This window comes from Ruthenibacterium sp. (assembly GCF_017421385.1).
Classification (GTDB): Bacteria; Bacillota; Clostridia; order Oscillospirales; family Ruminococcaceae; genus Ruthenibacterium; species Ruthenibacterium lactatiformans.
This window is the reverse complement of the sequence record NZ_JAFOIN010000064.1, coordinates 1-18,977: the sequence shown is the minus strand read 5'-3', so window position 1 is coordinate 18,977 and position 18,977 is coordinate 1. Positions and strand designations below refer to the sequence as shown.

At 62.9% G+C, this 18,977-nt stretch carries 16 protein-coding genes and 2 tRNA genes; 4 read left to right on the top strand and 14 right to left on the bottom strand.

Annotation, left to right across the window (positions count from 1 at the left end):
* Positions 1-18: 18 nt before the first annotated feature.
* A tRNA-Gln gene (locus IIY41_RS06725) sits at positions 19-92 on the top strand.
* A 28-nt stretch (positions 93-120) separates the two neighbouring features.
* Positions 121-196: transfer RNA gene (locus IIY41_RS06720), tRNA-Pro, on the top strand.
* Between the two features lie 249 nt (positions 197-445).
* Here IIY41_RS06720 and IIY41_RS06715 read toward each other — a convergent pair.
* The 4 genes from IIY41_RS06715 to IIY41_RS06700 all read right to left on the bottom strand — a co-directional run bounded on the left by IIY41_RS06715 (position 446) and on the right by IIY41_RS06700 (position 4,592).
* Positions 446-1,882 (bottom strand): Na+/H+ antiporter NhaC family protein, encoded by a 1,437-nt coding sequence (locus IIY41_RS06715; RefSeq protein WP_009324352.1) that lies wholly within the window; start codon positions 1,880-1,882, stop codon positions 446-448.
* 58 nt (positions 1,883-1,940) lie between these two features.
* Positions 1,941-3,164 (bottom strand): pyridoxal phosphate-dependent aminotransferase, encoded by a 1,224-nt coding sequence (locus IIY41_RS06710; RefSeq protein WP_205485806.1) that lies wholly within the window; start codon positions 3,162-3,164, stop codon positions 1,941-1,943.
* Positions 3,165-3,206: 42 nt separating this feature from the next.
* Positions 3,207-3,581, bottom strand: a complete 375-nt coding sequence (locus IIY41_RS06705; RefSeq protein WP_050006350.1) for a RidA family protein — start codon at positions 3,579-3,581, stop codon at positions 3,207-3,209.
* A 339-nt stretch (positions 3,582-3,920) separates the two neighbouring features.
* The gene (locus tag IIY41_RS06700; RefSeq protein ID WP_009324349.1) at positions 3,921-4,592 is read right to left on the bottom strand and encodes a helix-turn-helix transcriptional regulator; all 672 of its coding nucleotides are present in this window, start codon (positions 4,590-4,592) and stop codon (positions 3,921-3,923) included.
* Between the two features lie 233 nt (positions 4,593-4,825).
* On the opposite strand from IIY41_RS06700, the gene IIY41_RS06695 reads away from it, so the two are divergent.
* The gene (locus IIY41_RS06695) at positions 4,826-5,047 is read left to right on the top strand and encodes a YdbC family protein (protein WP_009324348.1); all 222 of its coding nucleotides are present in this window, start codon (positions 4,826-4,828) and stop codon (positions 5,045-5,047) included.
* Between the two features lie 4 nt (positions 5,048-5,051).
* Positions 5,052-5,636, top strand: a complete 585-nt coding sequence (locus IIY41_RS06690) for a hydrolase (RefSeq protein ID WP_287400174.1) — start codon at positions 5,052-5,054, stop codon at positions 5,634-5,636.
* Between the two features lie 125 nt (positions 5,637-5,761).
* On the opposite strand, the gene trxA is transcribed toward IIY41_RS06690, so the two are convergent.
* The 10 genes from trxA to IIY41_RS06640 all read right to left on the bottom strand — a co-directional run.
* A complete protein-coding gene (trxA, locus tag IIY41_RS06685) occupies positions 5,762-6,070 on the bottom strand; it encodes a thioredoxin (protein WP_009324346.1) in 309 nt (102 codons plus the stop codon).
* Between the two features lie 515 nt (positions 6,071-6,585).
* Positions 6,586-8,862, bottom strand: coding sequence for a coiled-coil domain-containing protein (locus IIY41_RS06680; RefSeq protein ID WP_270848661.1), 2,277 nt, complete (start codon positions 8,860-8,862; stop codon positions 6,586-6,588).
* 96 nt (positions 8,863-8,958) lie between these two features.
* Positions 8,959-10,137 carry a cell division protein FtsZ gene (gene ftsZ / locus IIY41_RS06675; RefSeq protein ID WP_050006347.1) on the bottom strand — a complete coding sequence of 393 codons (1,179 nt, stop codon included), beginning with the start codon at positions 10,135-10,137 and terminating at the stop codon, positions 8,959-8,961.
* A 131-nt stretch (positions 10,138-10,268) separates the two neighbouring features.
* Positions 10,269-11,687, bottom strand: coding sequence for an FtsQ-type POTRA domain-containing protein (locus IIY41_RS06670; RefSeq protein ID WP_157257795.1), 1,419 nt, complete (start codon positions 11,685-11,687; stop codon positions 10,269-10,271).
* A 192-nt stretch (positions 11,688-11,879) separates the two neighbouring features.
* Positions 11,880-13,145 carry a UDP-N-acetylglucosamine 1-carboxyvinyltransferase gene (gene murA / locus IIY41_RS06665; RefSeq protein ID WP_040910162.1) on the bottom strand — a complete coding sequence of 422 codons (1,266 nt, stop codon included), beginning with the start codon at positions 13,143-13,145 and terminating at the stop codon, positions 11,880-11,882.
* A 92-nt stretch (positions 13,146-13,237) separates the two neighbouring features.
* Positions 13,238-14,362 (bottom strand): undecaprenyldiphospho-muramoylpentapeptide beta-N-acetylglucosaminyltransferase, encoded by a 1,125-nt coding sequence (gene murG, locus IIY41_RS06660; protein ID WP_009324341.1) that lies wholly within the window; start codon positions 14,360-14,362, stop codon positions 13,238-13,240.
* Between the two features lie 127 nt (positions 14,363-14,489).
* A complete protein-coding gene (gene ftsW, locus IIY41_RS06655; protein ID WP_009324340.1) occupies positions 14,490-15,656 on the bottom strand; it encodes a putative lipid II flippase FtsW in 1,167 nt (388 codons plus the stop codon).
* A gap of 66 nt (positions 15,657-15,722) precedes the next feature.
* Positions 15,723-16,736 carry a phospho-N-acetylmuramoyl-pentapeptide-transferase gene (gene mraY / locus IIY41_RS06650; protein ID WP_009324339.1) on the bottom strand — a complete coding sequence of 338 codons (1,014 nt, stop codon included), beginning with the start codon at positions 16,734-16,736 and terminating at the stop codon, positions 15,723-15,725.
* A 270-nt stretch (positions 16,737-17,006) separates the two neighbouring features.
* A complete protein-coding gene (locus tag IIY41_RS06645) occupies positions 17,007-18,377 on the bottom strand; it encodes a UDP-N-acetylmuramoyl-tripeptide--D-alanyl-D-alanine ligase (RefSeq protein ID WP_123158233.1) in 1,371 nt (456 codons plus the stop codon).
* A 38-nt stretch (positions 18,378-18,415) separates the two neighbouring features.
* A partial coding sequence (locus IIY41_RS06640) for a glutamate ligase domain-containing protein (RefSeq protein ID WP_287400173.1) occupies positions 18,416-18,977 on the bottom strand: 562 nt, incomplete at its 5' end.

Sequence of the window (18,977 nt, the reverse complement as noted above, 5' to 3'; positions counted from 1 at the left end):
GATACGCCGTGAATGCAATGCGGAATTGTGTAATGGTAGCACCTGCGACTCTGACTCGCATTGTGAGGGTTCGAATCCTTCTTCCGCAACCAAACGGCAGCATCTGCTGCCGTTTTCTTTCGGGGTATAGCGCAGTTGGTAGCGCGCTGCGTTCGGGACGCAGAGGCCTTGAGTTCAAATCTCAATACTCCGACCATTCGGAAAACCGCACCAGACAGCCAAAAACGGCTTAGTGGTGCGGTTTTTTCGCATCCTATGCGTTGTTCCTTCTCCGTCTTTCCTGCCGTTTACACTTTATTGAGGCTCCCTTGCAGGCCGGATACAGACGATCCCTCTTCCATTTCCCTTACAATAAAAAGACCGCCGCGGAGCAGCTCCGCGGCGGTCTTTCATTTTCAGTGAGTTTTTTGTGGTTTCATTGGGCGAATGAGCCACAGAGCATGAATCACTTGCTGCTCTGTGCCGTCTCCTCAACAGGCTGCTTCACAGCCTCGCCGTTCTTGCCCTCGAAGTCGCGGCCCCAACCCGTGGCTACCGCCACCACCATAACGGCGAACAGCGTGAAGCCGTAAAGCGTGCCGCCGGCCACAGCCACAGGCGACAGGCCCGTGAGAGCGGAGCCAATGAACACGAACACGGAAAGGAACGGCACGATGGCCGGCAGGCTGTTGGCAACTGCATCCAGCAGATTCGCGCGGCGGTAGGGGTGGATGCCCTTCGCCTTGCCCACCTCGTTCAGCACCGGGCCAAACGTGAGGATGGATGCGCTGGTCACGCCGCCGAAGATGAGCGTGGTGAGCGAGATGCCAATAACGCTCGCCACCTCGGCGCCGCGCGGCGTGCGGGCCAGCTTGCTGCCCAGGATCTTCTCAACAAGATAGCCCAGCATGCCCGCATCTGTAAGGACGCCCATGATGCCGAACACCGAGATCACGAGGCCAACCGTGCCCAGCATGCCGGCAACGCCCGTTACAAGGAAGCCTGTGGCGGCGCTGTTCTCCGGGTCGTTTGCAAAGACGGCGGAGGGCGGGAAAAGCCCGCAGGCAAGGCCCGTCACAAGGCCCAGCGAGAGGCCCACCAGAATGCCAAGGAAGATGTTGCGCGATTTCGTGGCCACAACGAGCATCACGACGACCGGGATGAGCATAACGAGGCTGACGGGGTTTGAAAGCGCCTCAATCGCGCCGCCCTCGTATGTGCCGCCGATGCCGCCCAGGATGGCAAAGAGCACCAGCGCGATGCTGCCCGCCACGATGGAATACTTAAAGCGCGTTTTCACACAACCGCCCACATCGGCTGGACGCCCGTCGCGGAACTGCTGCGTAGAGGCGCTGGCGATGGTCGTGTCCGAGATGGGGGCGAGGTTGTCACCGAAAATGGCGCCCGAGACGATGGCGCCCGCCAGGAACATGGGGCTGCCGCCCAGGATGATGCCCGCGGGATAGAAGATGGGGAATGCTGTGAACATGGTGCCGATGGACGAGCCGGTTGCCGTGGAAACGATACAGGTTGCAAAGAACACAAACGCCACGAACAGGCCGCCCTGGATGCCCACGGAGTTCGCCAGCCATACGAACCCACCGGACAGGCCGCTCTCCTTCATCAGCGCGGAGAACATGCCGATGACGAAAAAGATAACGATAACGGAAACCGAGGAGATGGAGGAGATGCCGCGGATGGCAGAATCCCAGAATTTCGTGTAGCTCTTGCAGAATATGCCGCCGATGAGGAGCGCCACGAAGCCGCCCATGGCCAGCGCCTCCATGTTGAACGCCTTGAACACCACGAACAGGATGATGCAGAAGGCGAAGAAGATCGCCACCGGCACCAGCGACATAAACATGCCGCCTCTGAATTCAAGCTTGTTGTTTTCGTCTTTCAATGGTCTTCCTTCCTTTCCTTACATTTGATACCCTTCCGGCCCTGCGGCCGGCCCTTGCCTATGCAATGCCCTTTTCCTTCGCCAGCCGTGTGAGCGCTGCCTTGATGCGCTCAAAGCGCACGGCCGCATCCTCATCGCTGGCGAAGCAGGCCGTCACGATGCGCAGCCAGCCCTCGCCCTGCGCGCCGTAGGGCGTGCCCTGGTTCACCATGATTTTCGCATGCTCCATGATGTAATCGGCCACCTCGGCGCTCGTGCCCAGCCGGCTGATATTGAGCCAGGACAGGATGCCGCTCTCGCTCATCTTCATCTCCACGCCGGGTGCTGTGGAGAGGATGTCGTATGCCAGACGGCGGCGGCGCTCGAGGCGCTCATAATTGCTTCGCATATGCTCCTTGTCCTTGATGGCCGCGATGGCGCCCAGCGAGCTGAGGGTGCACGCTGCGCCCAGCACGTTCACCGCGCCGCCGTACAGCACATCCATGATCTTGTCGCACGCATAGATATAGCCGATGCGGAAGCCGGACAGCCCGATGCCCTTGGAAATGGAGCATACTGTGAGCGTGCGCTCCCACATGCCGGGCAGCGTGCACGGCGCCACGAATTCGATGCCGTCGTAGATGTGGTCTTCAAACGCCTGGTCGCACACCAGCACCAGATCGTTGTCGATGATGAAGCGGCACAGCGCCTCGATGCTCTCGCGCCGGTACACCGTAGTGGTGGGATTGTTGGGGTGCGTGAGCAGCACCATCTTCGTGCGCGGCGTGAGGCATTTTTCAAATTCCTCGATGCGCACCTGGTAATTGTCCTCGGGGTACAGCGGCACGGGCACCGTCTTGCCGCCCAGCAGCTTCGGATTGAGGAAATTGCTGGGATAGCTGGGGTCCGGCACCATCACCTCGTCCCCCTCCGAGATGAACGGCATCATGGCGTACAAAAGCCCGCTGTCCGAGCCCGGCGTCACGATGACATTGCGGCTGGGGTCGATGGAAAGGCCCGTCCGCTCCGAGATATGCTCCGCCAGCGCCTCGCGCAGCTCGTAGATGCCGATGGGCATGCCGTAATGGGCCGGGAACCCCCCGTCGATCGCCTCGTGCATCGCCTTTTTCACAGACTCCGGGATGGCCGGGTCCGGGAAGAAGGGGTCCGCCCAGGCCATGATGTCGCCGCCTGCCTTCATAAAGTTGCCGGCGCCCTCGCCCACGTCTGCCTTCGTCACTTCCAGGAACAGGCCGCCCTGTAGGTCGCGGAAGCGCCCGTTCATTTTTGCCTTGATATCCATCGCTTGCCTCTCCTTTCGCTCTTATATAGATTGTTTTGTCTTTCAGCGCACCGCCGCAATGGCCTCCACTTCTACGAGCACACCTTTGGGCAGCTGTTTCACCGCCACGCAGGAGCGTGCCGGGCAGCCTGTGAAATAGGCCGCATACAGCTCGTTGAAGGGCGCGAAGTCCGCCATATCCGCCAGAAAGCATGTCGTCTTGAGCACTGTATCCAGCGCCGCACCGGATGCTTCCAGCACGGCCTTGAGGTTTTCAAGCACCTGCTTTGCCTGCGCTGTGATATCTTCCCCCACGACGGCGCCCGTCGCCGGGTCCAGCGGGATCTGGCCGGAGGTGAACACCAGCCCCCCCTGCTTCATCGCCTGCGAATAAGGGCCGATTGCGGCCGGGGCCTTTTCCGTGTGAATTTTTTCCATATGCTTTTCTTCCTTTCTTCGCTTTTGGCCGCGCGCCCGAAGCCCGCAGCATTTTTCTGCTTCCATGTTAGCACTAAAATATTTTTTATTCAATTGAACGATTAACTAAATTTTATTTCATTTTATCGGTAATACCGCCCAATAAAAGACGGCGTGCGCTCCGGGAGCGCACGCCGTCTTTGGCTATGTTGTTTATCAGTATAACACTAAATTATTTTTCATTCAAACGGAAATTTGCATAGATATTTTTTATTGCACAGCAATAAAAAATATCTGAAGGGACGCAGGGCCGAAAAAACAGCCTGCGGCTATTTTTGCTCCGCAATAAAAAGCCTTGCTCTAAGCGTCCTCCTCCTGGCGGACGTTGCGCAGGTGCAGGTACACCGTATTGGGCGAAATATCCAGCGCCTGGGCCGTGAGCGGGACGGAATCCTTTATCTTAAAGATATTCCAGCGGTGCAAAAGCGCCACGATCTCCCGGTTCTTGTTTGACGGCAGAATGCTTCCGTCCGCCATCACCTGTGCGCGCGCCTGCTCCACAGACTGCACCACCAGCTCCCGCGTGTTCTCAGCGAAGGTCTCCGTCACCGCAGGGCTCTGCTGTGCGGGAGCGCACAGCGAATCCAGAAGATGCGAAAGCGGCGTGTTGAGGTAAAAATTGATGCACAGCAGCCCGATGATACGCCCGCCCACGCCGCGGATGGCGATGGTGGCAGCCTTGAGCGGCTCTCCCTTTTTGTTCCTGGAAAAATAGGAGATATAGCCCGGCCGGTTCTCGTTCTCTATCCGCGAGAGCATGGAGAGCGCGAGATCCGTGATGGGCGCGCCCGTCGTGCGGCCCGTGTGGTGGCCGTTGATGATCTTCACCACCGAGTGCTCCACATCCTCGAGGCTGTGCAGCACGATCTCATATCCGCCGCCCAGATAGTCCGCAAGGCCTTCCACCAGCGTAACACAGGAGCTGAGGATGCGGTGGTCCTCGTCTGTGAAGGGCACATTGTATTCAGACACGGGGCTCCCTCCTAAAATCAAAATGTATCACCCCCACCGCCATGCGCCGCGCAGGGGTGATGCTGTTCCTATTTTACCAAGCGCGCGGCTGTTGTGCAAGCGGGCGCAGCACGAAGTTTTCTTTAAACCTTGCATTTGCGCCCCGTATCCGCTATCATTAACAGTGTCGCAGGCCGAGCGCGAGGCTGCTCGTGCACTGGCATACATTTTCATTTCAGAGGAGTATCAGTTTTATGGCAGAATTCAAATATGAGATCACAGAACGCATCGCGGTGCTGTCCCAGAGCCCCAACGGCTGGGAACGGCAGCTCAATATGGTGAGCTGGAACGACCGCGAGCCCAAATACGACATCCGCGACTGGGCGCCCGACAACAGCAAAATGGGCAAGGGCATCAGCCTCACCCACGACGAGCTGGCCATTCTGAAGGGCATCCTGAACGATCTTGAGATCTGACGGTATGGATTACAAAGCAGAGTTTATCCGTATTTTTTCCGAAAATGTCTCCCGCCCCGGCGCGCAGCTGCTGCTGGACTGGCTGGCGACCACGGATTTTTATACGGCTCCGGCCTCCACGCGTTTTCACGGCGCGTGCGAATGCGGCCTTGTGATGCACAGCATCAACGTGTATAACGTGCTGATGTCCCGCTTTTACACGGAAGAGGACAACAAGGAGAGTTTCACCCTCGTTTCTCTGCTGCACGACCTGTGCAAGGCCAATTACTACAAATCGGGGTTCCGCAACGTAAAGAACGACGCCACCGGGCAATGGGAAAAGGTTCCCTCTTACAGCGTGCAGGACGCTTTTCCGTTCGGTCACGGGGAAAAGAGCGTTTATCTCATCGAGCGTTTCATCCGCCTGAAGCCCGTGGAGGCCATCGCCATCCGCTGGCACATGGGCGGCTTCGACGACGCGGTGCGCGGCGGCAGCTACGCCATCAGCAATGCGTTCGACGAATACCCGCTGGCTGTCAAGCTTCATCTGGCAGACCTGGAGGCCACTTACCTGGTAGAGAAGGGCACCAGCAGCGTCAACCGCCGCTGAGCCCTGTTGCCTTATGAATCCCAAAAGGCCGCGTGCCCTTGTGAAAGGGCACGCGGCCTTTTTACTGCCTCAAAACATGAAAACCATCCTGAAGGCTGTCTTATCCTCCGGATTCCTCAGACCAATCAGCGTCCCAGCAGCGCCAGTAGCTTTTCCTTGGGCACAAGGCCCACGCTGCGGTTTTTTTCCTGGCCGTTTTCAAACAGCACCACCGTCGGGATGCTCATAACGCCGAAGCGCTGGGCAAGGCCCGGTTCTTCGTCGATGTTCACCTTGCAGACCTTTACATCCGTCTGCTCCGCCGCAAGCTGGTCGATGACCGGCGCCAGCATACGGCACGGACCGCACCAGCTCGCCCAGAAATCCACCAGCACCGGGCCGGAAGCCTTTGCCACCTGTTCTTCAAAATCCTGTGTTTTCACATTTACCGCCATAATCTTATCTCCTTTTGTGTTATCGCCCGCTGTGCGGCGCTTTCACCGCCGGCGGGATTGGTTTCTTTTTCCTTAATAATACTATACCATTTTAGTATAAAATATGCAAGTCCTATTTCTGTTCCCAGGCACGGCTCTTTTCATAGTTTGCGCCGGCCCCTATGGAAATAGTCACGGCGGCGCATCTGTTTATGCGGCCGGAAAACAGCCCCGGCTGCTTTTGTTGTTGAAGGAGCCCCTCGAACGTAAAATAAACCGCACCTGCGTACGCGCCGCCGAAAGATATGCGGCTGCGCGCGGCAGATGCGGTCTTAGGCAACACCGCACAATTCACGGCTGATGCCTTAAGCGTCACCTCGCTTGCAGATTTTCCGGCAACCGTCACAAAAATGCTCGCGAATACACAAAGTATTCGCTGCGCTTTTTGTTTAACCTGCCAAAAAATCTGCCGGCGCGATTCGACTCTTAGAATTGTGCGGTGTTGCCCTTATTTTAAGGCTTCGGCCCGGACGGCCTTACGGTTCCTGCCCTCCGTTGAGCAGCGCGTTCAAATTGGCCAGCAGGTCGTCCGACAGCGCGGACCCCTGCTTTTGCTGGCCGCGCGGCGCAGTGAACACCGGAGGTTTCGCGGCAGCTCCCACAGACGGTGCAGAAGGCTCCTGCGCGCGCTGCATTTCCGGCTTCTTCTGCCCGGATACAGGCGCCGCCGGGGAAGCCTCCCCCTTCCGGGCCGCTGAAGCAGCGGCCGCTTCTCCCGCATCCGCCTTACTTCCCATCGGAGGGATGGGCGCGGAATAAGGGATGATCACAGGCTCTTCGGTGCGCGCGGGCGCAGGCTGCGCCTGCGGCGTGCCCGCCACCGCCGCGGCGGACGGCCTGGCATAAGGGCCCGACAACGGAACGCTGGGCGCGATCGGCGTGGGCTGCGGCACATAGGGCTGTTTCGCCTCCGTCCCACGCGGCGGCGGGGGCGGCGGCGTGTTCAAAATGCGGGCCGCCTCCGCGTCCGGTTCGATATAGGGCGCGGTATGGGGCGTATAGGGGTCAAACGGGGCAAACGGCATGGCACGCGGTGCATGCGGTTTTCCAAACGGGATCTGTGAGCCGGATTCCGGCGGCTCCTTCGGCGGCACCTGCGGGATCTCCACCTTCTGCACCACGGGCTGCGCCGGCGCTTCCGGAATATCATAAGGCGCATTGCCCGGCGCACCGCCGCGAGCCGCGTGCTGGACCGCGTCGTATTGCTCCTCCAGGACGGCGGGCCTGTCTCCCTGAGGCGTTACGTTGCGCCCCGGCAGCGGCCTGCCATTCGTTGCGCGGTAGCGTGGGCGGGAGGCTTCAAAGGCCGGCGGCTGCAGCTCCTGCTGCGGTTCCTCTGCCGCGGGCGGCACAGAGGACGGCATGGGCGCCATGGGCTGCTGGACTGCAGCGTGCCGTCCGGCGGCCGCTGTCTGCGGGAGATCCGCCTCTCTCGCCTGCACAACGGCCGCTCCTCCGTCACGCCCCAGGGCGGGCGCTCGGTCAAACCGGTCGTCCCTCCGGGATGCATACAAAGGATAACCGCCCTCCGGCGCGGCCGCATAAGGCGCGCGATGGTCCGGGCCGCAGCGGCGCGCGTACTCCTGTTCCCGCAGCGCTTCGTCGTAGCGTATACGGCGCAGGGCCTCCTGACGAAGCCGTTCCTCTTCATAAAAACGGTCGCGCAGTTCATCTTCATAGCGCACGCGGCGCAGAGCGCTGTAATAGGCGTCTTCTTCCCTGCGGGCGCGCACATATCGGTCGTATTCGCTGTCCGGCGCAAAAGCGGGAACCGCCCCGTCCCGAACGCTCCGCCCCTCCCGTACAGGGTACGCCGCATGCTCCTGCACAGCGTATTCACGGGCCGGAGCGGGCTCCTGCGGCGCTGGGGGCGCTGCCGGTTGGGCCGGCTGCGGCTGTGCGGCGGGCGCATTTTCAGGGAAACGCTCCACCTGCGCGCCAAGCGAGGACAGGCTGCGCTCGGTATTGCCCAGCGCGGCGGTGATGCCGTCGGTGGCTTTCTGCAGATCGCCCGTCGCCGCCAGTATCTTGGCGTCCACCGCCGCAAGCTGCGCCTTCAGCACAGCGATGCTGGCCGCAATGCCGTCGGCGGACTCCGCCAGCCCCGCCTTCGCTTTGCTCTTTTCCACCTTTGCTTGGGCCACAATGGCTGCGGCGTCCTCTTTCGCCTTTTCAATGTGCGCCGTCGCCTGAGCGTCAGCCGCGCGCAGAATGTCCCGCGCCTTGAGCTGCGCCTGCTGCAGCAGGGCCTGGTCGCCGCTGCTTCCCGAAGCGGACGCGTTCTGCCCGGCCGGCAGCGGCGCGCCGCGGCGTGTCAAAGCGCGCGTCAGATCGTCCACCGTTTCGCTCAGCCGCGCATTGTCGCTTTTCAGCGCGGCGTTTTCCTGCTCCCGGGCAAAGAGGCGGCTGCGCACCGCGGCGATCTCGTCGTTGGCCTTGTCCACCTCTGTGCGCAGCGCAGCAGCCTCTGCCACCGCGTCCTCCGCACGTTTTTTCTGGTTCTCCAGCTCGTTGAATACCTGCTTTGCCTTCTGCGCCAGTGTGCTTCCCTGCCGGCGCACGCCTGTCAGGTCTTTTTGGAGCGCGGCGATGGTGTCCTCCAGCGCCCGCGCTTTCTCCGCGTTTGCCGCGGAGATGCGCTCGATGTAAGACAGCACCTCCACCCGGTTAAAGCCGAAAAGCTCGGTATGAAATTCCGTCTCCGGGCCGGCGCCCGTCATGCCGTCCTGCTGTTTTTCCTCCAGTGTCTGCACACGCGCGCCTCCTTTCGTCTGTGCTGCGGCCGGGGCGCACGCAGCGCCATTCAGCCAAAAAAGCGGGGCTTAACGCCCCGCTTTTCCCAAGGTTGCTCAGTTGTTTCCGCGGTTGTTCAGCAGGCCGAGGATATCGTCGAAATAGCTGTTGTCGTCTTCCTCCACCGCGGGGGCGGGCTGCACCGGCTGCGTGGGAGCAACGGGCTGCACCGGCTGCGCCGGGGCCACGGGCGCGGTATCGTTCTTGAACGCTACCTGCACCTTGCCGCCGAACGTGGCCGCATTCTGCGGCACGTCCATGGGGTCGCTGCCCACAAGGCCCGCGTCAAAGCCTGTGGCGATGACGGTAATGCTCATCTCATCCTTCAGGTTCTCGTCGAACGCGGCGCCCCAGATGATGTTCGCTTCGGGGTGCGCGGAATTGGTGATGAGGCTGGCGGCCTTTTCCACATCGTCCAGGCCGATGTCCGGCGAGGAGGTGATGTTGATGATAACGCCGCGCGCGCCGGAAATGCTCGTCTCCAAAAGCGGGCTGGAAATGGCCGCGTTGGCCGCGTCCTCCGCCTTGTTCACGCCCTTGGCGGAACCAACGCCCATGTGCGCGTAACCCGCGTCCTTCATGATGCTGCGCACGTCCGCGAAGTCCAGGTTGATGAAGGCCGCCACATTGATCAGCGAGGAGATGCTCTCCACGCCCTGGCGCAGCACATTGTCGGCCGCTTCAAAAGCGTTCAGCAGCGTGATCTTTTCCTGGCTGATGAGCTTCAGGCGCTCGTTGGGGATGACGATGAGGGAATCCACACGCTCCAGCAGGCCGGCGATGCCGATCTCGGCCATGTTCATTTTGCGCTTGCCTTCAAAGGCAAAGGGCTTCGTGACGATGCCCACGGTAAGGATGCCAAGCTCCTTGGCCACTTCGGCCACCACAGGCGCGGCGCCCGTGCCCGTGCCGCCGCCCATACCGGCGGTGATGAAGGCCATCTGCGCGCCCTTGAGGGCGGTGGCGATCTCGTCGCGGCTCTCCTCCGCGCTGCGCTGGCCGATCTCGGGGTCGGCGCCCGCGCCGCGTCCCTTCGTCAGCTTCGCGCCAAGCTGCACCTTCTGTGTGGCTTTGGAGGCAAACAGCGCCTGCTGATCGGTATTCATGCTGATAAATTCAACACCGCGCAGGCCGCTTTGCACCATGCGGTTGACAGCGTTTCCGCCGCCGCCGCCCACGCCGATGACCTTGATGTTCGTTATATTCTGCAGTTCTTCATCGAGGATAAATGCCACGAGAATTCCCCCTAAAGACAATTTTGTACTATACACTAAGTATTAGGATACCAGATTTCAGATTTGATTTCAATAGCCATTCCAAGATTATGTAAAAATAAAGTATATATAGTCGGTTACGCCCGGTGCTCTCACAGCACGCCCGCGCGCCAGCGGGCGCGGCCAAGGCCGTCCTCCCCGCGGGAGCTCACGTCCAGAGTGCCCCGCTCTTCCTCGCCCAGGCTGTCGCTGGTCCGGCCGGGGGTCACCATTTCCCACGCCCATTTGATTTTATAATCCAGGTCGTTGGTGGTGCCCAGCACGATGCGGATGCGGTCCTGATACAGGAAGCTCAGTTCCAGCGTGTTCGTCAGGTCCACCTCGCTGATGGGGCCCAGCCCCTGCGCCTGCGCCTTGGAAAGCACGGTCTGCAGGACGGACAGCTTGTCCTCCTCGGTAAACTTCACCGGCTGGCCCGGCGCGGGCGCGTCGGCCTGCGCGCCGTCGATGCGCACAAGCCCCGCGGGCGCCTCGGCATCCACACGCAGCACCTTGTAGCTTTGGCTCAGAACCGCCCAGCCCGCCGCGCTCTCCACGGTGTAGGTCTCCACCGCGGGCGTGGCTGTGATGACCACGGTGTCCGGCAGGCGGCGCTTGATCTCCACGCTCTCCAGATACGGCAGCGCCGCGGCGATGGCCTGCTGCGCCTCCGCCGTATTGAACCCGAACAGGTTTTCCCCCGCCGGCTGGCCGAAAGCCGCGACGATCTGGCTGTCGTCGTAGGCCAGCTGCCCGTCGGGAGATTCGACGGTGACTGTCTCGATCTTAAACAGCACGGCCGCCGAGATCAGGAACCCGGCCGCCAGCAGCACGGCGATCAGCACGCCCGCCAGAATGCCGCGCCGGACGCGGCGGCGGCGCGCTTCGCCCGGTGTGAGGGGGCGGGGCGGACGCTTTTTCCTCCGCTTTTTCCGGGCCTTTCCGCTTTTCCCCGGCGGCGGCCCGCCCGGCGTGCGGGCCGGGCCGGGCGAAGCGCTGTTTGCGCGGGGTTGGCGGGGCCTGTCCGCGCTCTGGTCGTACACACCCGGGCGCGGCTTCAGCTCCGCCTCCTGTTCCGGCAGAGCGCGCCAGCGCGGCTCTTCCCGCTGAGGCGCACGGCGCACGTCCTGCTGCGGGCGCCGTTGTGCCCCGGCCTGTGCCTGGGAACGCGGCGGCCGGCCGTATATTTCCTCCCGGCCGCGGGCCTGCGGGCCCCCGCCGCGAGGCTGCCGCGGCTCCGGAATGCCCGCGTTGTTTCCGGCGGCCGGCGCGGTTCCCCGCCCCTGCTGCGGGGCCTGCGGCGCCGTATTCACGAACGGAGCCGCAGGACGGGCCGGGGAACCGGCGGGCACGCCGGAGGACGCCCCTGCCGATTTGTTATAATCGTACACGACTCGCCCGCCCGCGGGCTTGCGCGGCTGCCTGGGCACATCCGCATCGTATGTATACACGGGCCGCTGCGGCGCCTGGCGGCGCGGCTGCGGTTCGTTTTTTGGATAAACGGGTTTCTGCGGCGGCGTGCTGCGTGCCAAAACGCGCCACTCCTTTCTCGTCAACGTCTTTGCGGCCCGGCGCCGCATGCAGCGGGAGCTCTTTTTTTGTTTCACCTGCCCCTGCCGCCGCACGGCCGTGCGGATGCGGACCGGCCGGCCCTTCTCCCCCGGCCCGGAGTTTTCTATTATCATAGCACGGTCCCGGCATTCCGGCAACCGCGCCCGCACGGTTCACCCCCAGCTGCGCGTGATGCGCGCCCCCAGCGGTGCAAGCAGCGCCGCAATGTCCTCGTAGCCGCGGCTGATATGCTCCGCGCCCATGACGCGGGTGCTGCCCTGTGCCTGCAGCGCGGCGATGACCAGCGCCGCCCCGCCGCGCAGGTCGGGCGCTTCCACGTCCGCTCCGTTCAGCAGGTCCATGCCGTGGACATGCAGCGTCCGGCCGCAAACATTCACGCTGGCACCCAGCCGCAAAAAGCCTTCGGCGCAGGCAAAACGGTTTTCAAAAATCGTGTCCGTCACACGGCTTTCCCCCTGCGCCCGCAGCAGCGCCGCCGCCATCAGGGGTGCCGCGTCCGTTGGGAACGATGGATACACGCCCGTATCCCACCCTCCCGCGGCGCGCAGAGCGCCCGAGCTTGCCAGCGCCACAGAGCTGTCCCCCGAGGCCGACACCATGCATCCGGCCCTGCGCAGGATGCGCAGCACCTCGGCCAGATGGGCGTTGCAGGTATTGGTGAGCAGCACCTCGCCGCCGCAGCCCGCCACAGCGCACAGCACGGTGGCCGCGGTAATGCGGTCCGGGCAGACGGCATGCTGCGTGCCCATCAGCAGCTCCCGGCCGCGGATGTGCAGCACCCGCGTGCCGACGCCTGTGATATCCGCGCCCGCGCCCTGCAAAAAGCGCGCCAGATCCGTCACCTCCGGCTCCACGGCCGCGCCGCGCAGCACCGTCTCTCCTCTGGCTGCGGCCGCCGCCATGAGAAGCGTCTCGGTGGCGCCCACACTGGGGAAGCGCAGGCAGATATCCGCGCCCGCAAGGCCGTCCGGCGCAGTGACCTCCAGCGCGCCGCCGTCCTTCTCCGTGATATGCGCCCCCATCTTCTCAAGGCCGGAAAGATGCATATCAATGGGCCGCGCGCCCAGGCGGCAGCCGCCGGGCGTATAGATGTCCGCGCGGCCCGTGCGGGCCAGCAGCGGCGCCAGATAGAACAGCGAGGAGCGCATCGCGCGCATCAGCGGCTCCGGCACTGCGCTGCCCGGAAATTCCGGCGGCGTAATGACGGCGCGCCCATTCTCCAGCAGGACCTTGCAGCCCACGCTTTGCAGGATGCGCGCCGAAGCCTCCACGTCGGACAGATGCGGCACGTCCGTGAGCGTCACCGTGCCGCGGCACAGCACCGACGCCGCCATGATGGGCAGCACACTGTTCTTTGCGCCGGGTATCCGCACCTCTCCAAAAAGGCCGCTGCCTCCGCTGATCGTCAAAATTTCCATATCCCGCACCCCGTTTCGTAGAATGGAGCCCAGTGTCCCAGACTGTAACCCATCCTATGCAAACAGGGCCGTTTGTGTTAAAAGCGCGCCGTTTACGCCGTGGTTTTCATCAATTGGTCCAGATTTTCGCAGATCTTATCCAGCGAATCCGGCTGGGCCAGCGCACGCGCTTTCGCCCCCATGAGCATCAATTCCGCAGGGTCCTTCGTCAGCTTGTCGACGATGCCGATGAGCTTCTCGCCCGTCAGCTCCTTTTCCTCAACCACAACGGCCGCGCCCAGCTTCTGCAGCTGCATGGCGTTGTGGTACTGGTGGTTTTCCGCCACGTTGGGCGACGGGATGAGCACCGAGGCGCGCCCCACGGCCGCGATCTCCGCCAGCGTCAGCGCGCCCGCCCGGCTGATGACCAGGTCCGCCGCGGCCAGCATCTCCGGCATGTTGTCGATGTACTCCCGGATGATGAACTTCGGGCTGTGGTCGATGCCCAGCCGCGCGGCAAGGGCTGCAAAATCCGCTTTTTCAATGCTGCCCGTCGCATGCACATGAAGGAAATCACGCTGCGCGATCTCCCATTTTGCCAAATCGGCCACGCGTTCGCCCAGCACCTGCGCGCCCAGGCTGCCGCCGAAGGAGATGATGACGGCCTGCCCCTCCTTCGCGCCCAGCGCGCGGCGTGCGGCGGGACGGTCCTGCCGGAACATCTCCTCCCGCACCGGGTTGCCCGTAACGACCGTCTTGTCCGGCGCGCCCAGACGCTGCACGGCGTCGGGCATGGCCGCGAACACCAGGTCCACCTGCTTTGCCAGGATCTTGTTGGTCACGCCGGGGAAAGCGTTCTGCTCGTGAATGGCCGTGCGGATGCCCCTGCGGGCCGCGGCCTGCACCACCGGCCCGCTGACGTACCCGCCCGCGCCGATGACAAGGTCCGGCTTTACCTCCCGCAGGATGGCGCCGGCGCGCGGGCCGCTCAGCGCCAGGTGCCAAAGGGCAACCAGGTTCCGCGCGATGTTCTTCGGCGTCAGGCGGCGCTGGATGCCGTTCACCTCGATGGGATGGAACGCATAACCCGCCTTGGAGACAAGGCCGTACTCCATTCCCTTCTGCCGTCCGGCGAAGTGTATCTCCGCGTCCGGATGGCGTTTTTTCAGCGCGCCCGCAATGGCGAGCGCCGGGTTGATGTGTCCGGCTGTGCCGCCGGCGGCGATCAATACACGCATAGGTACCTCCTGCTTTCGCGCAATACCGCACGGTTCCAGGCGCCGGGCCGCGCCGGAAAACTTTTCACCGGCGGTCTGCCCCCGCTCAAAAAATAAAAATGCAGACGCGCGGCCCTGCCGCGCGCCGCTATACCTTCTCCGCGCCGCCCTGGCGGGAGACCGAAAGCACAACGCCCATCTCGCCCAGCAGCATCAGCAGGGACGTGCCTCCGTAGGAAAAAAACGGCAGGCTGATGCCCGTGTTCGGAATGGTCTTCGTCACCACGGCGATATTCAGCACCGCCTGCAGCGTCACCTGCACGATAACGCCCACCACCAGCATGGAGCCGAATTTGTCTTTTGCGTGCCACGCCACATAAATGCCCCGCAGCAAAAGCGCCACAAAAAGGAAAATCACCAGCAGCGCGCCGATAAAGCCCAGCTCTTCACAGATGACGGAGAAAATAAAGTCGTTCTGCGGCTCGGGCAGGTACAGGTGCTTCTGCTTGGAGTTGCCGATGCCAAGGCCCGTCAGCCCGCCCGAGCCGATGGCGTACATGCTCTGGATGATCTGGTGGCCGTCGCCCTGGGCGTCCAGCCACGGGTTCTGCCAGCTTTCGATGCGGCTCATGGCGTAGGGCACAAGGTCCGGCACCAGCACAACGGCGCCCGCCACGCCCGCCACAACGCCCGCGATGGCAAGGCCGAACCACACAAGCCCCGTGCCGCCCACAAACATCATCAGTCCCCCGATGCCCAAAATGAGCACCGTGCCTGAAAGATGCGGCTCCAGCAGCATCAGCCCCGCGATCACGCCGAGGATGACGACGAAGGGCAGCACGCCGTAGGCAAAGGTCTTCATGCGCTTATGGTTGATGGAAATGATGTGCGCGAACAGCACGATGACCGCGAACTTCGCCACCTCCGAGGGCTGCAGATTGCCGCCGATGGGCAGGAATATCCACCGCTTCGCGCCGTTCAGCTCCGGCATGAAGAGCACGACGATGAGCAGTACGACCGTGACGGCCATGATGGGCCACGCAAATTTGTGGAAGATGTGGTAATCCACGTGGGACGCGACGAACATCACGACCACGCCCACCGCGGCGAACAGCGCCTGCTGGCGGATGAAGTGGAAGCTGTCGCCCTTGAAGCGGTAATACGCCGTGGCATAGCTGGCGCTGAACAGCATCACCAGCCCGAACACCACCAGCGTCAGCACGATGATGGCCAGCGGCCAGTCCAGCGGCGGCTGGCTGAGCAGCCGGATGCGGGCCTCGGACTTGCGTTTTAACTTTTTGGCTGCTTGTGGCATCGGGAACCTCCGAAGATACAAAATTGCCCGCGCCGGCCGCATCGGCACAGGCTGCTTATTGGGGAATCAGGATACGTAGACAAAAATACCGCCCAGCACCACGCCCACCAGCGTGATGAAGCTGAACACGGAGACGATCTTCACCTCGCTCCACCCGCACATTTCAAAGTGGTGGTGGATGGGGCTCATTTTAAAAATACGCTTGCCGTGGGTCAGCTTGAAATATGTTACCTGCAGCATCACGCTGAACGCCTCGATCAGGTAGATAACACCCATGAAAAGGAGCAGCTCCGGCCGGCCGATGCCGTAAGCCACGGCCACCACCGCGCCCCCCAGGAACATACTGCCCGTATCGCCCATAAACGTTTTGGCCGGGTAAAAGTTCCACGCAAGGAAGCCCGCGCAGCCGCCCGCCACGGCCGCGGCAAACAGCGCCATGGTAGTGTTTCCCAAAAGGCTGGCGATAAACATGAAGCCCATCATTACAACAAAGGTGACGCTGGACGCCAGCCCGTCGATGCCGTCCGTCAGGTTGACGGCGTTCACCATGCCGATGATGAGGAGGAACGAGAGGACGTAAAAGAACCAGCCGAAGTCCACCGCGCCCAGCAGCGGCAGCGTCACGATGGTGGACAGCGTTCCGTTGAGATACAGCGAGGAAAGGTACGCCCCGGTGATGAGCACCTGCGCCACGATCTTATAGCGCGCCATCAGGCCCAGGTTGCGCTTTTTCACCACCTTGATATAGTCGTCCACAAAGCCCACCAGGCCGAAGGCGTAAGCCGTCAGCACGCCGATGAACAGCGAGACGCTGGTGCCGGAAAGCCAGCCCCCCAGCAGGCTGGGCACGCTGAGCGCCAGAACCGTATAGCCCAGCACCACGCCCACAAGGACACCCAGGTAAAACGTCAAACCGCCCATGGTGGGCGTGCCGTTTTTGCCCTGGTGCCAGGTGGGGCCGATCTCCTTGATGGTCTGGCCGAAGTGAAGCCTGCGCAGCGCGGGGATGATCAGCAGGCCGGAGGCCGCTGTGATCGCCAGCGCGCCGAAGGCCGCCGCCATAAGGGCATATTTTTCCATAATTTACACGCTCCCGGTAATTTTTGCGCGGCCGCGCCGCGTCCCGGCCCGATGCGCACGGTCTTTCCGCTGGGCACCCGGCTTTCTTTTATTTTCAGGCAATGCCGCACAATTCCAGGTGTTGAATCGCGCCGGCAGATTTTTTGGCAGTTTAAACAAAAAACGCAGCGAATACTTTGCGCATTTGCGAGGCTTTTGGAGGCAACTGCCGGAAAATATGCAAGCGGGGCGACACTTAAGGCGTCAGCCATAAATTGTGCGGTGCTGCCTTTAATCCCTGGGCACGGCTTTGTAAAACCCGTCCAGAATCGTCTCGAACGCCATGCCGTGGCTGGCCTTCACCAAAACCGCGTCGCCCGGGCGGCAGTACGCCGTAAGGCGGGCCAGCGCTTCGTCCTTGTCCCTGCAATGCACCGCGTTCGCGCCCAGTGCGGCGGCGCTGTCGCGGCCGGTCCGCATGGCCCCGCCCACGGTCAGCAGCAGGTCCACACCGCAGCGCGCCGCCAGCGCGCCCACCTCGGCGTGAGCCTGCCGGGTGATGGCGCCCAGCTCGAACATATCGCCCAGCACCGCGACCCTCCGTCCCCGGACAGGATATTCCTTCAGCGTCAGCAGCGCGGCGCGCATGCTGTCGGGGTTCGCGTTGTAGCAGTCCTCGATGACCGTCACGCCGCCGTGCTCCACCACATGCTGGCGGTGGCCCGTCGTTTGATAATTCGCCAGCGCCGCGGCCGCAGCGGCCGGTGCAAGGCCCAGGCGCGTGGCCAGCGCATAAGCCGAAAGCGCGTTGCGCACATTGTGCAGGCCCATGGCCGGGATATACGCGGGCAGGCTTCCGTGCGCCTTGTCCGCGATGGTGAACCGCGTGCCCTCCGCCCCGGAAACGATATCCAGCGCCCGCACGTCCGCGTCCGGGTTTTCAACGGCGAACAGCACCTTCTCAAGGTCCGGCCGGACGGCCGCGCCGGGCAGATAATCGTCGTCGCCGTTCACCACCAGCGGCGCGCCCTGCGGCAGCCCCTCGCAGATCTCCAGCTTTGCCCTGAGGATATTTTCCCGCGTGCCCAGCTGCTCCAGATGGGAGCGCCCGATGCAGGTGATGACAGCGCCCGCAGGCTTTGCCGCCAGCGTCAGCTTCCGGATCTCGCCCAGGCCCTGCATGCCCATCTCCACCACGGCGTACTCCACGCTTTTGTCCAGGCGGAACAGCGTGTTCGGCATGCCGATCTCGTTGTTCTGGTTCCCCTCGGTCCTGAGCGTTTTGCCGAAAGCCGAAAACACCGCGTAACAGAACTCTTTTGTCGTCGTTTTGCCCACGCTGCCCGTCACGCCCGCCAGCAGCGGGCTGTACAGCGCGCGGTAGTTCGCGCCCAGCCGGATCATCGCATCCAGCGCGTCCGGCACCTGCACGCATTTCTCCGGCGGCACGCCCGGCACCGGGCGCTGCACCACAACGCCCGCCGCTCCGGCCTCCAGCGCCCGGAGCGCGTAATCGTGGCCGTCCACGCGCTCGCCCCGGATGCACACGAACAGGCTCCCCGGCCCGGCCTCCCGGCTGTCCGTCACCACCGACGCGATCTCCGGGTCCCCTGCCAGGGCGCCCAGCCCCCGCAGCAGCACACTCGACAAAACAGGCTGCATATACAATCCTCCATGCTCTGAATACTCGCCGGGCGGCGTCAGGCTTTGTCCAGCCCTTTGCGCTCCAGCCACTCGCGGACGATCCTGTGTTCGTCCAGGTAAAGGGTCACCCCGTCAATGACCTGGTAATCCTCGTGGCCCTTTCCGCACAGCGCCAGCACATCGCCCGGGCGCAGCATATCCAGCGCCCGGTTCACAGCCGTGCGCCGCTCCACCTCCACGATGTACGGCTTGCCCGAAGCGGCCAGCACCGGCTCGGCGTCCTTTATTATAGCACAAGGATCTTCCTTGCGGGGATTATCCGACGTTAAAACTGCAAAATCAGCATATTTCACCACGGCTTCGCTCATCAGCGGGCGTTTTTTTGCATCGCGCTCGCCCGCGCAGCCATACAGCACCACCAGCCGCCCCTCCACGAAAGGCGCAACGCCCGCGAGCACCTTTTCAATGGCGTCGCCCGTGTGGGCATAGTCGCACAGGATGGTGAACGCGCCGTGATACAGCACCTCGCACCGGCCGCGCACCCCGCGGGAAGCCGAAAGCGCGGCCGCGGCGTCCCGCGCGGGGATGCCCAGCGCAATGGCCGCGGCCGCCGCCGCC

Bases quoted from the DNA above. Each gene is read 5' to 3' on its own strand.
- IIY41_RS06710 (WP_205485806.1), bottom strand. From the start codon at position 3,164: ATGGATATCAAGGCAAAAATGAACGGGCGCTTCCGCGACCTACAGGGC.
- IIY41_RS06705 (WP_050006350.1), bottom strand. From the start codon at position 3,581: ATGGAAAAAATTCACACGGAAAAGGCCCCGGCCGCAATCGGCCCTTAT.
- IIY41_RS06695 (WP_009324348.1), top strand. From the start codon at position 4,826: ATGGCAGAATTCAAATATGAGATCACAGAACGCATCGCGGTGCTGTCC.
- IIY41_RS06690 (WP_287400174.1), top strand. From the start codon at position 5,052: ATGGATTACAAAGCAGAGTTTATCCGTATTTTTTCCGAAAATGTCTCC.
- trxA (WP_009324346.1), bottom strand. From the start codon at position 6,070: ATGGCGGTAAATGTGAAAACACAGGATTTTGAAGAACAGGTGGCAAAG.
- murA (WP_040910162.1), bottom strand. From the start codon at position 13,145: ATGGAAATTTTGACGATCAGCGGAGGCAGCGGCCTTTTTGGAGAGGTG.
- murG (WP_009324341.1), bottom strand. From the start codon at position 14,362: ATGCGTGTATTGATCGCCGCCGGCGGCACAGCCGGACACATCAACCCG.
- ftsW (WP_009324340.1), bottom strand. From the start codon at position 15,656: ATGCCACAAGCAGCCAAAAAGTTAAAACGCAAGTCCGAGGCCCGCATC.
- mraY (WP_009324339.1), bottom strand. From the start codon at position 16,736: ATGGAAAAATATGCCCTTATGGCGGCGGCCTTCGGCGCGCTGGCGATC.
- IIY41_RS06645 (WP_123158233.1), bottom strand. From the start codon at position 18,377: ATGCAGCCTGTTTTGTCGAGTGTGCTGCTGCGGGGGCTGGGCGCCCTG.